At 57.4% G+C, this 13709-nt stretch carries 13 protein-coding genes; 7 read left to right on the forward strand and 6 right to left on the reverse strand.

Annotated elements, in window-relative coordinates:
* Positions 1–8 precede the first annotated feature (8 nt).
* The 4 genes from ACR0LZ_RS11410 to rocF all read right to left on the reverse strand — a co-directional run bounded on the left by ACR0LZ_RS11410 (position 9) and on the right by rocF (position 4690).
* The gene (locus tag ACR0LZ_RS11410; protein ID WP_480749931.1) at positions 9–1640 is read right to left on the reverse strand and encodes a S8 family serine peptidase; all 1632 of its coding nucleotides are present in this window, start codon (positions 1638–1640) and stop codon (positions 9–11) included.
* Between the two features lie 156 nt (positions 1641–1796).
* Positions 1797–2843 (reverse strand): ornithine cyclodeaminase, encoded by a 1047-nt coding sequence (locus ACR0LZ_RS11415; protein WP_480749932.1) that lies wholly within the window; start codon positions 2841–2843, stop codon positions 1797–1799.
* A gap of 6 nt (positions 2844–2849) precedes the next feature.
* Positions 2850–3770 carry a citrulline utilization hydrolase CtlX gene (gene ctlX, locus ACR0LZ_RS11420; protein WP_480749933.1) on the reverse strand — a complete coding sequence of 307 codons (921 nt, stop codon included), beginning with the start codon at positions 3768–3770 and terminating at the stop codon, positions 2850–2852.
* A complete protein-coding gene (gene rocF / locus ACR0LZ_RS11425; protein ID WP_480749934.1) occupies positions 3770–4690 on the reverse strand; it encodes an arginase in 921 nt (306 codons plus the stop codon). The genes ctlX and rocF overlap by 1 nt, the downstream gene beginning before the upstream one ends.
* 86 nt (positions 4691–4776) lie before the next feature.
* Here rocF and ACR0LZ_RS11430 point away from each other — a divergent pair, with 86 nt between their 5' ends.
* Complete coding sequence (locus tag ACR0LZ_RS11430; RefSeq protein ID WP_480749935.1) at positions 4777–5205, forward strand: Lrp/AsnC family transcriptional regulator; 429 nt, start codon at positions 4777–4779, stop codon at positions 5203–5205.
* A gap of 30 nt (positions 5206–5235) precedes the next feature.
* On the opposite strand, the gene ACR0LZ_RS11435 is transcribed toward ACR0LZ_RS11430, so the two are convergent.
* A complete protein-coding gene (locus ACR0LZ_RS11435; RefSeq protein WP_480749936.1) occupies positions 5236–5703 on the reverse strand; it encodes a YbaK/EbsC family protein in 468 nt (155 codons plus the stop codon).
* A gap of 47 nt (positions 5704–5750) precedes the next feature.
* On the opposite strand from ACR0LZ_RS11435, the gene ACR0LZ_RS11440 reads away from it, so the two are divergent.
* From ACR0LZ_RS11440 to ACR0LZ_RS11460, 5 genes are all read left to right on the forward strand, one after another.
* Complete coding sequence (locus tag ACR0LZ_RS11440) at positions 5751–6134, forward strand: DUF4440 domain-containing protein (RefSeq protein ID WP_480749937.1); 384 nt, start codon at positions 5751–5753, stop codon at positions 6132–6134.
* A 64-nt stretch (positions 6135–6198) separates the two neighbouring features.
* Positions 6199–9003, forward strand: a complete 2805-nt coding sequence (locus ACR0LZ_RS11445) for a [protein-PII] uridylyltransferase family protein (RefSeq protein WP_480749938.1) — start codon at positions 6199–6201, stop codon at positions 9001–9003.
* The gene (locus tag ACR0LZ_RS11450; protein WP_480749939.1) at positions 8978–9259 is read left to right on the forward strand and encodes a hypothetical protein; all 282 of its coding nucleotides are present in this window, start codon (positions 8978–8980) and stop codon (positions 9257–9259) included. Before ACR0LZ_RS11445 ends, ACR0LZ_RS11450 begins: the two co-directional genes overlap by 26 nt.
* Positions 9260–9305: 46 nt before the next feature.
* Positions 9306–10517: an RSP_2647 family RNA methyltransferase gene (locus ACR0LZ_RS11455; protein ID WP_480749940.1), complete on the forward strand. Its 1212-nt coding sequence runs from the start codon at positions 9306–9308 to the stop codon at positions 10515–10517.
* The gene (locus ACR0LZ_RS11460) at positions 10514–11062 is read left to right on the forward strand and encodes an RSP_2648 family PIN domain-containing protein (RefSeq protein ID WP_480749941.1); all 549 of its coding nucleotides are present in this window, start codon (positions 10514–10516) and stop codon (positions 11060–11062) included. The genes ACR0LZ_RS11455 and ACR0LZ_RS11460 overlap by 4 nt, the downstream gene beginning before the upstream one ends.
* 15 nt (positions 11063–11077) lie before the next feature.
* On the opposite strand, the gene ACR0LZ_RS11465 is transcribed toward ACR0LZ_RS11460, so the two are convergent.
* Positions 11078–11767 (reverse strand): M48 family metallopeptidase, encoded by a 690-nt coding sequence (locus ACR0LZ_RS11465; RefSeq protein WP_480749942.1) that lies wholly within the window; start codon positions 11765–11767, stop codon positions 11078–11080.
* A 135-nt stretch (positions 11768–11902) separates the two neighbouring features.
* On the opposite strand from ACR0LZ_RS11465, the gene ACR0LZ_RS11470 reads away from it, so the two are divergent.
* On the forward strand, positions 11903–13702 hold the full coding sequence (locus tag ACR0LZ_RS11470; RefSeq protein ID WP_480749943.1) for a hypothetical protein: 1800 nt from the start codon (positions 11903–11905) through the stop codon (positions 13700–13702).
* The last annotated feature ends 7 nt before the right edge of the window (positions 13703–13709 follow it).

A 13709-nucleotide genomic window follows, 5' to 3' on the forward strand; every position in this document is an offset into this window, starting at 1 on the left:
GATATAACTCAGCCCGCACCGATGGCAGCCGTAAGTGCAGGCTTGCCGGATAGTGCATCCTTCAATTCTTTGCCGATGTCGTCGCCTCCAGCAGTGCTCTCCTCGCCCAGCATCACTTCCGCGCGTTTGCGGGCGCCGGCGCGATAGCGCAGCCACAGCATTTCCGAGGCATAGTCTGCGAGCTCAGTTGTAAACTCGGCCGCAGCCGTTGGGTCCGAGTTGACGAGCTGTGTCAAAAGCACATTCGCGCTGGATTCCACACCAGCTTTGCCCAGTTCAGCTTCCGCAACAGCCTCGTGGCCAGTAGCCGACTGCGGCAAAGAAGCATCCAAAGCCGTTTTTGCATCAATAACACCCGCGCCAAGATCCGTGGCTCCGTTCCAGACAGATGGCTTGCTGAGGTCATTCGTGACGCAAGCCACCCACATCGACTGAACAGTGGTTCCAGCCGCTGCCGCTTTTGCTCGCAGCGTGGCTCGGCCACCGTGCCGCGCGACCCAAAGCGCTGCGACACCTCCGGCCAAAGAGGTGGCGAGTGTCGTGCCTTGCGCCGCTTTGATGCCCCAGTCGTGATCGATCGCCTTGTTCTTGGCTGCTCCCCACACATGCTCGCCCGGGGCGGACAGCGTTACTTGCGGTCCGCGACCGGTCCGCGCCCAAGGCCTCAGATCCGGACCCACAGCGGCCATCGCCGTGGCCAGCCCGAAATCCGAATAGGCTGCCGGAAAGATCACGTCGGGCCAGCAATTCCCTGCAGCGCAGATCACCACCAGCCCGCGCTCCACCGCCAACCGCAGAGCCCGTTCGGTAGAAGCGACACGCATCGGCCCCCCTTGCGCCATGACGATGACATCTGCACCATTGTTGATGGCGTGTGCAATCGCTCTGGGCAGGGTTCGCTGTTCGAAATTGATGACAGACCTGATTGCTCGGATAGGCATCACCATCGCGTCCGGGGCTGAGCCTGTGATTGCGCCCGGGCCGCTGGTTTTGCCGTTCATGTCTGCGCCCCCGCGCGATGCGACAACCGACATGACCAAAGTGCCATGTCCGGGATGTTGCAGCAGACTGTCGCTGAAACGATCAGACGCATCGGTGCCGCCTTCAACAAAATTAATCTGGTGGGTCAGATCCAACACGCCTTCAAGCTCTCCGTGCGTGGAATACCCGGTATCGATCACTGCAACCGTCGAACCCGCCCCACGGCTGTGTTGCCAGGCCAGCGGCGTACGGACCAGTTTATGCACCCAACCGAACGTTTGCGCGCTGCTGCGCGGTGTTGAGCACGAGAACAACCCGGCCTCCGTGGTAACCGCACCTACCGAGACAGCGCCATATAGGCTTTCGGGCAGAACCGGATTTGCTTCGACCGCATCCAAGGCACTTCGCAAGTGGCGAGTAAATGCAAAGGCAGTTGTTTCCCGTCCTGTTACATCGGTGTTTGGAAACTCGGCAAAAAAGAACTGATCCCTGTCACTACCAAACGCGGTTTCCACGATTGAGTTGGATCCTGGCACCGATTGCTCAATTAGTTTTTCCACGTCTTTCGAATTGGATTCTTCCATAAAGACCAATTCAACAACAAGAGGTGCGCCGACGTCCGATGCCTGCGCGCGAAGCGTTTCCAGAAGTTCCTGCATGGTAATATCCGGTATCGAAATGAAACAATCAGTACGGGTTACGATAACACAGATTTCCCTTCAATTCACCCTGCGCGGATGAATGCTTGGAAGACGTTAAAACAGAAGGCCGGGCAAGGAATCTTGCCCGGCGCAAAAAACGAGATTGTTCGACCTTTAGCTTTTTGCCCGCATCAGCATCCCGAACAGATCACGTGGATCGTCAGGGTCGGCCAGCATGTCCAGTGGTTCATAGAAATTCGTGCCACCAATAGCACCTTTGATATAACGAAGGGCCGAGAAATCCTCGATAGCAAATCCCACGCTGTCGAACAGGGTGATCTGCCGGTCATCATGACGCCCTTGTGCCTGGCCTGTCATCACCTGCCACATCTCGGTAACTGGGTGGTCGGGTTCAAGGGCCTGTATTTCCCCTTCGATCCTGGTTTGTTCGGGGTACTCCACGAAAATCTTCGAGCGCAGAAGGATATCGCGGTGCAGTTCCGTCTTGCCGGGGCAGTCGCCACCGATGGCATTGATGTGCACACCGGGGCCGACCATGTTGTCGGTCAGGATCGTGGCGTATTTCTTGTCGGCGGTGCAGGTCGTGATAACTTGCGCGCCCTCTATGGCCTCTTCTGCTGTCTTGCAACTCACCACAGTCAGCCCTTTGCCAGCCAGATTGGCTGCACATTTGGCGGTTGCGTTCGCGTCGGTGTCATAAAGACGAACCGTGTCGATACCGCACAAGGCCTTGAAGGCAAGGCACTGGAACTCGGACTGCGCTCCGTTGCCGATCATGGCCATTGTTGTAGCGCCTTCGGGTGCCAAATACTTGCCCACAAGGGCCGAGGTGGCCGCCGTTCTTAGCGCGGTCAGCATGGTCATTTCGGTCAGAAGGATTGGATAGCCAGTATAAACGTCAGCCAGCAGGCCAAAGGCGGTTACCGTCTGCAACCCCTCGGACGTGTTTTTGGGGTGGCCGTTGACATATTTGAACCCATAAGCCTCGCCATCCGAGGTGGGCATCAGCTCGATCACCCCATGTGGTGAATGGGCTGGGATTCGCGGAGTTTTGTCGAAACTTTCCCACCGTTTGAAATCAGATTCGATCTGGTCGGCAATTTCAGAGATCATCTGTTCGACGCCGATGTGATGGATCAGCCGCATCATGTTGTCGACGGATACAAAGGGTACGAGGGCTTTGTCAGAAGGTTGCATCACGCACTCCTATCGGCGGGCAAGGTGGATGCCGGCGATCATGCAGCGGACCGATCCGCCGGCGGTTTCGATGGTGGGAACCGAGAGGGGCAGCGGCGTGGCGCTGGCCTCGATGATGGCGATCTGATCCGGCGTCAGCGCGGCAAGCGCGCGCGATGAAATCGCCAGAACCAGCCCGTCGCGCCCGATCAGCTCGATTGCGTTTCCGGCAAACTCCGTGATCTGATCATGTGTCAGGTCGATGACTTTGCGCCCGGTCTCTTCCAGCCGGGTGCAGATCGTCGCGCGCCGCTTGGGATCGGTGATCATGTCCAGACAGATCATCGCATAGTTGGTGCCGATCCCCATCAGGACATTGGTGTGATAGACGTCGCGGCCCTGCGCGTCGCGCGCCTCGAACGCGATGGGTTCATAGTTGAAATGGGTGCAGAACCGCTCCAGCAGCACCGGATCGGCGCGGTGGGATTTGACCGTATAGGCAATGCGGCCCACGTGATCCAGTACCATGGCCCCGGTGCCCTCCAGCGCCAGATCGTCCTGTTCCAGCCCGGAATAGTCGATCACGTCCTGAACCCGGTAGTCCTGTTTCAGCATCTCGACCACGTCCGCGCGCCGCTCGCGCCGCCGCGACGGCACGAACATCGGATAGATTGCCACATGCCCACCCGGATGGGTCGAGAACCAGTTGTTGGGAAATACGCTGTCGGGCGTGTCGCGATCCCCGTGATCGTCAAAGACATGCACGGTCACACCGGCCTCGCGCAGTTGTTCCACGGCGCGGTCATGCTCATCCCGCGCGGCGGCCGAGGTGGCGGCGGCAGAGCGGTTGGCTAGCGTCTGGAACGCGTTGTCGTCGCGCGTCTCGGGGTTCGAGGCAAAGGCATGCGGCCGGATCATCACCACGGCGGAAGGGGCTTGCAAGGACAGCATCAGAAGCTCCGTGTCGGGCGGTCGAAGATGCGGCGCCCCATCAGCGACGCGGCCAGATCGACCATCAGTTTCGCAGTGCGTCCACGCTCATCGAGGAACGGGTTCAACTCCACCAGATCAAGCGAACAGACCAGCCCGCTTTCGTGCAGCAGTTCCATAACCAAATGGGCCTCTCGCTCGGTGGCACCGCCGGGAACTGTGGTGCCCACGGCGGGCGCGATGGCGGGTTCCAGGAAATCCACATCCAGCGACACGTGCAGGATGCCGTTGGCGTCGCGCACGCGGTCTAGGAACGCCATCAACGGCACCTTGATGCCATTCTCGTCGATGCTGCGCATGTCAACAAGAAATGCATCGTCTCTCTCCAGCGCCGCACGTTCGTGCGGATCGACCGAACGCAACCCAATCATCCCGACCCGGTCTGTTGGAACGGGCGCCGCGAGGGCAGGGAAGGCTTCGAACCCCGGTTGACCGGTGAAATACGCGACGGGAGTGCCGTGCAGGTTGCCGCTTCCAGTGCTGTCCGGAGTGTGAAAGTCGCTGTGGGCGTCAAGCCATAATACAAAAAGCGGGCGTTCCGTAGCCTTTGCATGCGCGGCCATTCCCGCGACGGTTCCCATTGACAAAGCATGGTCCCCGCCCATGAAGACCGGAATACCTCGGCCTGCGGCATCTTGTGCAGTGCGTGACAGGGATCGAGCCCAGCCCACGCATTCCGGCAGAGCGAACAGGTGCTCATGCTCGGGCATATCCACGGGATCAGGTCGGATATCGCCCTGGTCGATAACTCGGTGACCCAAATCTGAAAGTGCCTGCATCATACCGGCAACGCGATAGGCATCGGGTCCCATCCGGCAGCCCTGACGTCGTTTACCCGCGTCCATGGGGACGCCAATGAGAAGTAGATCGTTGTTTTTCATGCCCTGATATTGTTCCCGAAGCGGTCTTGCCGGAAGAGAGCAAAATGCTCAAAATGGAACCAATCCACTCATAACGGAATATCAAAATGGACGATCTGGATAGCCGGCTTCTGAACGCGCTGCATCGGGATGCCCGCGCTTCGCTATCGGAACTGGCTGAACAGCTGGGTGTGACACGCACAACGATTCGAAGCCGGATGCAAAAGCTTAAGCAAACCGGAGAAATCGTGGGGTTCACTGTTCTCACCCGTCGGGACGTAGCACAAAGCCCGGTACGCGGGTTGATGATGCTGGGGATCGAGGGGCGCGGAACCGAACGTATCATGTCTCGAATATCTGCAATGCGGCAAGTGCGGACCGTGCATTCGACAAATGGCACCTGGGATCTGATCGCCGAGATTGGCACTCAAACACTTGAGGAACTGGATGAGGTCATCTTCTTTATCCGGCGTATGGATGGTGTGACGCGGTCAGAGACGAACTTGTTGCTCTCAACCCGGAAAGGACGAGTCTGAACGGGTTAAAAAGCGAAACTGATTGCAATATTATGCAGTAAAATATGCCCGTTCAGCTTTGCTTATCCGAAGCAGGTCTTGAGGTGAAATCGGAAAGACATGACGCGGTGTTCCGGCAGCAGCCCAGACCACGTCGAAACCTGTCAAGCGAGGATCGAAAAACGCCCGGATCGGGGACAGGTGTCCGACAGGGGCCACGCCGCCAATTGCAAACCCGGTTTGAGCGCGAACCAAAGCGGCGTCGGCCTTTTCAAGTGCCTCACCGGCAGCATTCGCAGCATTTTCCGGGCTGACCGAGTTTCCTCCGGCGGTCAGAAACAGAAGGGTGTCTCCGGAGCGTTCGCCTTGGAACACGATCGATTTGACAATTTGATCCAACGCACAGCCCACTGCGTTTGCAGCGTCTTGCGCAGTGCGGGCGTTGTCGGTCTCGCGGATTTCGACTGGCAAGCCAGCCTGTTCCAAGGCTACTCGGACACGTTTTAGGCTTTTGCTCATGGTTTGCCCCGGTTGACCGTGGAACGTTCACTGCGCATTCTGCGTCAATGGAAAGTCGCGAAATACGCTCGGGCCCGATTGTGGACCATATCCTGTCGCTGGAAAAGAAGGTTTGGCAAGCATTGGTCGAGGGCGATGCCACATCAGATCGGGCGCTGCTCAGTGACGACTTCACCGGGGTCTACCCGACTGGGTTCGCAACAAGGGACGAACACGTCGGGCAGTTCGCTGAAGCACCAACAATGGCTGAATTTCACCTGAGCGCTGTTCGCTTGCGAATACTGACCGGTGATGCAGTTTTGTTGTCTTATCGTGCTGACTATCGGAGACCCGGAAATGCTACGGCGGAGGTCATGCTGATCTCTTCCTTGTGGGAACGGCGAGCCGGGAAATGGATCAACACTTTTAGCCAAGACACGCCTGTCGTTTGATTGACCTAAATCTGGATCGTTTGTCCCATTGACCTGATCGCGACCGGGTGCACAACCTGCGCCTATGACCGATACACTTGCCATTACCCGCTTGCCACGTCCGTTCGACCCTTCACTCGGGGCCGAAGCGCGCGCTTCCATACCCGAGCTTACACCCGAACAGGGAGATTTGATCGCAGGCGCTGCCGGGACAAGCCCATATCTCAAGGGCCTTATCGATCGCGAGGTCGAATGGATTGCGCCGGCGTTGGCAACCCCCGACGCGGCTTTAGCAAAGATTTTTCAGGGTGTTCGTACCTTGCCTCCTGATCAGTTGAAGGGCGGATTACGGCAGGCCAAGCGCAGGCTGGCTCTTCTGACAGCTCTGGCCGATCTGTCGGGTGCATGGTCGCTCGAAAAAGTCACCGCGGCATTGACCAATTTTGGTGCACTAGCTGCCGATGTGGCCGCCAAGGCCGAGATTGCGGCATTGATTCGGCGCAAGAAACTGCCCGGCATGACCGAAGATGATATTGAATCTGCGGCGGGTATGACCATTCTGGCGATGGGAAAGATGGGCGCGTATGAATTGAATTACAGCTCTGACATCGACCTGATCGTGCTTTTTGACGAAACCCGGTTTGAACCTGATGATTTTTTCGATGCCCGGCAGAGTATGGTGAGGGCGACACGGAATTTTTGCGCGGTTTTGAGCGAGAAAACCGCTGATGGCTATGTCTTCAGAACCGACTTGAGGTTGCGGCCAGATCCCGCGGTCACACCGGTGTGCATCGCGATGGAGGCGGCAGAACGGTATTATGAAAGCCTTGGCCGAACCTGGGAGCGCGCCGCATATATCAAGGCGCGCCCATGCGCAGGCGACGTTGCCGCCGGAGAACGGTTTCTGGAAGCTTTGCGTCCCTTTGTCTGGAGGCGGCATCTGGATTTTGCGGCCATTCAGGATGCCCACGACATGCGTTTGAGAATTCGCGAAAACAAGGGAACAGGCGGTGCGTTCTCTATTCCCGGCCACGACATGAAACTCGGGCGGGGTGGCATACGCGAAATAGAGTTCTTCACTCAGACACGGCAATTGATTGCCGGCGGACGCGACCGCGACCTCAGGGTGCGCGGAACGGTTGACGGGTTGGCAGCGTTGGCGGTCAAAGAATGGATACCACAGGACGTGGCCTACAAACTGACGGGTCATTACCGGGCTCATCGCGAAGTGGAGCATCGAATTCAGATGGTTCACGACGCGCAGACACATAAGGTCCCCCAATCCGAAGACGGGATAGAACGGATCGCCTGTCTGATGGGGATAAATCGCAGCGATCTGGTCAAGCATTTGACGCAAGGGCTGACCGAAGTGCACGAGTTGACCGAAGGGTTTTTCGCCCCTGGGTCCGGTGCTGTGCCTGCGCCTGTGGATACTTTTCAGTTCGATTCAAATGTTCTGGCGCGCTGGCCAACCTATCCGGCACTCCGGTCGCAGCGGGGCGCTCGAATCTTCGAAAAACTGAAACCTGAGATTCTGAACCGCCTGTCAAAGACGGCTCGGCCTGACGAGGCGCTTGTGGCGTTAGACGGATTTCTGTCGGGTCTACCGGCTGGGGTGCAGCTCTTTTCCCTGTTTGACGCCAATCCGCAACTCATCGACCTTTTGGTCGATATCGTTGGCACATCGCATGCCTTGGCGGGGCATTTGTCTCGCAACTCTTCCGTTTTTGATGCGGTGATCGGTGGAGATTTTTTTGCAGACTGGCCGGGCAAGACTGCCTTGCAATCTGAGCTGGTCGCGGCGCTGACGGCGGAAGATGACTATGAAACCCAGCTCGACATGGCGCGCCGCTGGTGCAAGGAATGGCATTTCAGAATCGGTGTCCACCATCTTCGCGGTCTGATCGATGGCGCGACGGCAGGGCGCCAGTATGCCGATCTGGCGGATGCGGTGATCTCTGCAATACTGCCATTCGTCATGACTCAATTCGAGGCCAAACACGGTCCCGCACCAGGGCGCGGCCTTGCGGTGTTGGGCATGGGGTCGCTTGGGGCAAGGCGTATCCATTCGCAATCCGATCTCGACATGATCGTCATATATGATCCGCAGGATCAGGATTTTTCAGATGGACGACGTCCACTGGCAACTCGAACATACTATGCTCGGCTTACACAGGCGCTCATCACCGCCCTGTCGGCGCCGATGTCGCAGGGCCGGTTGTACGAGGTCGACATGCGCTTGCGCCCATCGGGAAATCAAGGGCCGGTGGCGACAAGTCTAACAAGTTTCAAGAACTACCAGCAGAAAGATGCGTGGGTATGGGAGCATCTGGCGCTGACCCGCGCGCGAGTCGTTACAGGGGAATACAGTCTGTGTCGGGATATCGAAGATTTCCGGTCCAGTCTGATATGTCAGCCGAAGGACCGGCAAAAAGCCCTGCACGAGGTTGCCGAGATGAGAACGCGTCTTGCCGAAGCGAAATCGCCTACCGGGATCTGGGACGCCAAGACAGGGGCAGGTCGTTTGCTTGACATCGAGTTGGTAGCTGAAACCGGAGCACTACTGGCAGGGAGAACGGAGAGGGATGTTCAGGCCGGCCTTGACGGTGCGGTCGCTGCCGGTCTGCTTGGTGTCGCAGATGCCCAGTCTCTGAAAAGCAACTATGACTTATGTTGGTCTGTGCAGACCGCGACACGCCTGCTTTCTGGAAATGCGATCGATACCGACAAGATCGGCGAGGGCGGAGCGGCCTTCCTGTGCCGGTCCACCGGGTTCGAGCGGATCGAAGACCTTGAGGCTGCGCTGGAGCAAAGTTATGGGTCGGCGGCGTTGCTGATCGAGACCGCAATCGGAGAGAATATGGATGCCCAGCAGCAACGATCCGAATGACCCGAAGGGGCTAATTCGCGAGGCCTATCGCATTGAAGGAATCACGTTACCCGAATGTCGTAGCATATTTCTGGATTGGGCACTCAGTCTGCCAGCTGAATTTGATCAGCTTCAGGTTTTGCGCGAACTTCATGCGGTGTATTCTCCCCAGGCGCCGGAACACCCGATGACCGAGGTCCTCAGCGACGGTTTGAGCGCAGCAAAAGCTCCAAAGCGCCGCGGCGGTTGGAAGTCGCGTCCGCGCGGACATGGCTGACAAAGGGGGCTTCCCCAGCGCGTGCAAGCGAATTATGAGGGCGCACATGACAGCGCCGCAGACAAACATCATTCGACCACGAATCCGTCTCAAGCCCAAGGCCAACGCCCGAGGAGTTCGGCACGGGTTTCCTTGGGTCTATGTCAACGACATCGTGACAGACCGGCGAACTCGAAAGATTGCGGCGGGATCGCTCGCGGTACTGGAAGATGACAAGCGGGATCCGATCGCGCTGGTTGCGGTCAACCCAAACTCCAAGATCATGTGCCGGGTGCTGGACCGCAACATCGACGCGGTGCTGGATCCGGCGTGGTTCGAGGCGCGGCTGAGTTACGCGCTGGCCTTGCGCGAACGCTTGTTCGATGCGCCATATTATCGTCTGGTCCATGCCGAAGCAGACGGTTTTCCCGGCGTGATCATCGATCGTTTTGGCGAAGTTTGCGTGATCCAGCCCAACGCCGCTTGGGCGGAATGTCATCTGGATCTTTTTGTCGACGCTCTGGTGAAGGTGACCGGGGTCACGACTGTGCTCAAGAACGCATCGGGGCGGACGCGGGCGCTTGAAGGATTAGATGACGTCAGTGTGACCCTGCGTGGAGATACGCCGGACAAAACGTTGCCCGTTCCCATGAACGGGGCCATCTATATGGCCGACCTGACAGGTGGTCAGAAAACCGGCCTGTTCTACGATCAGCGTCTGAACCACGCCTTTGCCGCGCGGCTTGTACACGCTGAGGCACAGGTTCTGGATGTGTTCAGCCACGTCGGCGGTTTTGCCCATGCAATGCTGGCTGGTGGTGCCGCGCAGGCATTGTCCGTTGACGGTTCCGCTGCGGCATTGGAACTGGCCAGTGCCGGTGCCGGAGCCTCAGGGTTCGGAGACAGGTTCGCAACGCGGCAGGGCGATGCATTCGAAGTTCTGACCGCATTGGGTGAAGAAGGCGCGCAATTCGACGTCGTGATTTGCGACCCACCTGCCTTTGCGCCGTCGAAACAAGCGCTTGATGCCGGTTTGCGCGCTTACGAACGTGTTGCGCGGCTGGCTGCGCCGCTGGTCAAGCCGGGTGGATATCTGGGTCTCTGCTCTTGTTCGCATGCAGCCGATCTGGGGCGCTTCCGAGATGCGTCGGCGCGTGGGATCGGACGGGCAGGGCGGCAGGCACAGCTCATCCATACGGGCTTTGCGGGGCCAGATCATCCGCAGATGCCACAACTTGCCGAAAGCGGCTATCTCAAAGCGGTTTTTTTCCGGCTGTGAGGGCCGTTCTTGACACCTGCGTGATCTATCCCACGGTTATGCGCGAGATGCTTCTGGGAGCCGCCAGACTCGGTCATTTCACGCCGCTATGGTCCGCACGAATTCTCGAGGAATGGGCTCGCGCGTCGCGCAAACTCGGCGCAGAAGGCGAGGCACAGGCGCGCGCGGAAATCGCTTTGACCCGTGCAAACTGGCCCAATTCCGAACTGCCGCCTGCGCCTGGTGTGGAAAAGCGGCTTTGGCTGCCGGATGCAGCCGATATTCATGTTCTGGCCGTCGCTGTCTCAGGAGCTGCGGATGTCATCATCACCCTGAACGCGCGAGATTTTCCAAAGCACATTCTTGCCGAAGAAGGTTTGGACAGGATTGACCCGGACGCGCTGTTGCATGGCTTCTGGCGCGATGATCCCAGCGGGTTGTCACAGGTTGCTGATCGTGTTCTGACCGAAGCCAACCGTCTTTCCGGCAACCAATGGACCTTGCGTAACTTGATGAAGAAGGCCCGGCTGCCAAAACTGGGTAAGGCGCTTGTGGCGCCTTATTAACTTCGGGTTCGACGCTCAGCTTATTGTCTTCCAGCGCTGTTCAAGTTTTTCCAGCGCGGCAATACGTTCGCCGGTTTTTGGGTGGCTCATCAACCAGGCGGGCGTCACACCCGCGCGCTTTTGTGTCAGGTCTTCCAGCTTTCGAAACAAGGATTTCTGTGCCTCGATTCCGATCCCGGCCTTGGTCAGCAACGCGGCGGCATACTCGTCTGCCTCGTACTCATCCGCCCGCGACAAGCGAGAGGCCAGCAAAGAGGTCAAGGCATTTGCGATCCAGACGCCAATCAGCGGTACGAATCTATTCAGGAAAATGATCAGTACGGTTCGCAGGGCATTCTGACCCGAAAAATCAATCATTCGACGCCTAGCATGACCCAAGGCGACGTGACCCAACTCATGCGCGATGACAGAGGCCATTTCCTCTGCCGACACGTCTCCGTTGCGAAACTTGCGGTAGAATCCACGGGTTATGAATATCCGCCCGTCCGGGGCCGCGAGACCATTTACCGGGTCGATCTCATATATATAGACAGGTATCCGGGCCAGATCGAGGGCGGCGGCCAACCGATCGGTCATCCGTTTCAGAACCGGATCGGCAAGCTCGGTCGATTTGGCATCAAGCTCCCGATGCGTTCGCCAAACAGAAATTCGGTACATCACGATGGCATATAGCAAGGCCAGCAGGATCGGGGTTACTCTAAGCATGACCTAGATATGGGGCAGGCGGACAATCCCGGCAAGGCGTACTTTTGACGTCCGGAATTTGAAAAGCTCCAAATTCTTGACAATCAAAGACGTGGCCGCACAATCGATGAAAGCGATTTGTTTGGGGAAATGGTTATGAATGTTTGGCACAGGGGCGGGTGTGCTCTTTCTGTATTAGCATTGTCTGCGACAATCGCGCAGGCACAGGATCGCATTGAAATTTCGGAAGGTGCGCTGACGTTATCAGCACCATCATCGATAGACTGTTCAGAACCACCCGAATTCAAACTGGAAGGCCCAGCAACGGCACTCTTCGCCGAAGACCGTTCTCCAGTGAATCGGATGGTATCACAGATGGCAAAAGGCTTGGCGCAAAGCTGTCCGGATGTTGAAGAACTGGCGGTGTCAGGCGAGGACCGTGGTGTTCAATACTCATTCACTGTGCAGCGCGACAATGGCTGGCTACTCGATCCAACTGTTGAAGACAAACCGGAGGAATCAACTAAGGAGACGGTTGCGCAAACTGCGTCTGAAGTCGAACAGCCAAAAACGGCAGGATCCGCGGAGCCTGAAATCAAGCCGGGATTGGCGATAGAGCAATTTGCAGGAGTTTTTGGACCGGTGAAGTCGGTTCGGGGATACCTGCCGCTCAATAACGACGATATCTGGTCCCGCGTATTGGCTGCTCGTGCTTATGCCGAGCACCCTGAATTCCTTCAAAACGACGAACTGGCCGTTGAGATCGCGGAACGTATGCTGACGCCGGTGGAATACCAGCAATTCCAGGGGCCGCTTGCCGGTAAACAGGCACATCAATGGTCCGTATTCGAGCGCCGGGATCTGGCCAACCGGGTGCGCACCCAATTGGCGCAGGGGCTGGATACACGTCGTCAAACCGGCCCGATCAACGTTTACCATGTGGCTGCGATTCAACTTGGGGAGTATGATTTTAACACTGGGTCGTTCCCATTGAATGGCGAACAACTACGCGGCTACAACGCGCCACGCTGGAGAAACATGCAAGTGTCGAATGCCTTTGATGGCATCGTCTTGCCGAACGAACTTGTTGCAAGCGTGGAGCAGGCGCGACAACTGGACAACTATCTGCGGCAGCGCAATGACAATCGTCTCTATCTGGCAGTTTTTGCCCGGATAACGCCAAACGTTCCGCCGTCGCTGGAACATTATGCTTCCAACCGCCATCACGTGCGCGATACGGAACTCGAACAAATCGCGCTGTTTGCCGATCCGGGACTGTCTCAAATACTGTTCGACTACACCCCGGCTTTGGCTGACCGTCAGACAATGGCGGATCAGGTCGCAGAATTTCTCTTGCGTCCGGTATCCTTCGGCGAGGATTTCGTGCGCGCGATCGGAACATTGTCGGACAGTGATGCTGTCGCGGAATATCTGGCGCAGACCTATGTGAATAGTGGCGTACAACCGAAAAAAACCGCTGCACAGGTCTTGACCGAATTCGGTGAAACCCGAGGGCCGACAATGATGACTTTCAGCGGGGCCCTTCAGGTCGGCACCTACGACCCTGTCAGGAAGGTTCTGCCAGTACAAAGTTTTAGCGTTCAAAATCAGAATTATCAGTCGCTGCCGATCGGTTTCGGTATGAGAAACACGTTTTTCCCGCAGGTTTCCGAAATTCCCATGACTGAAGAACAGGCGCGCAGATTGAGTGAGACCGTGCAAAACAATTATCAGGTCGAGTTCCGGCTCGATGCTGAAATGGTAAGTGGTAATTTCCAGAACAGCCAGTCGACAACACTCTATCTGGAAACGACGCATCGCCCGCATCGGCTTGTGCTGTTTTCCGGGCGTCAAGGCGAGATACCGGCCAAGCGAGAAGTGCTTCTGGATGTCGAACTGCCCGAAAGTGGATCAGGTGTTCCGTCGTTGCTGGAAAGTCTGAGGATCGATCAATAGGGTTCTG

This window comes from Ruegeria sp. CI1, assembly GCF_056536925.1.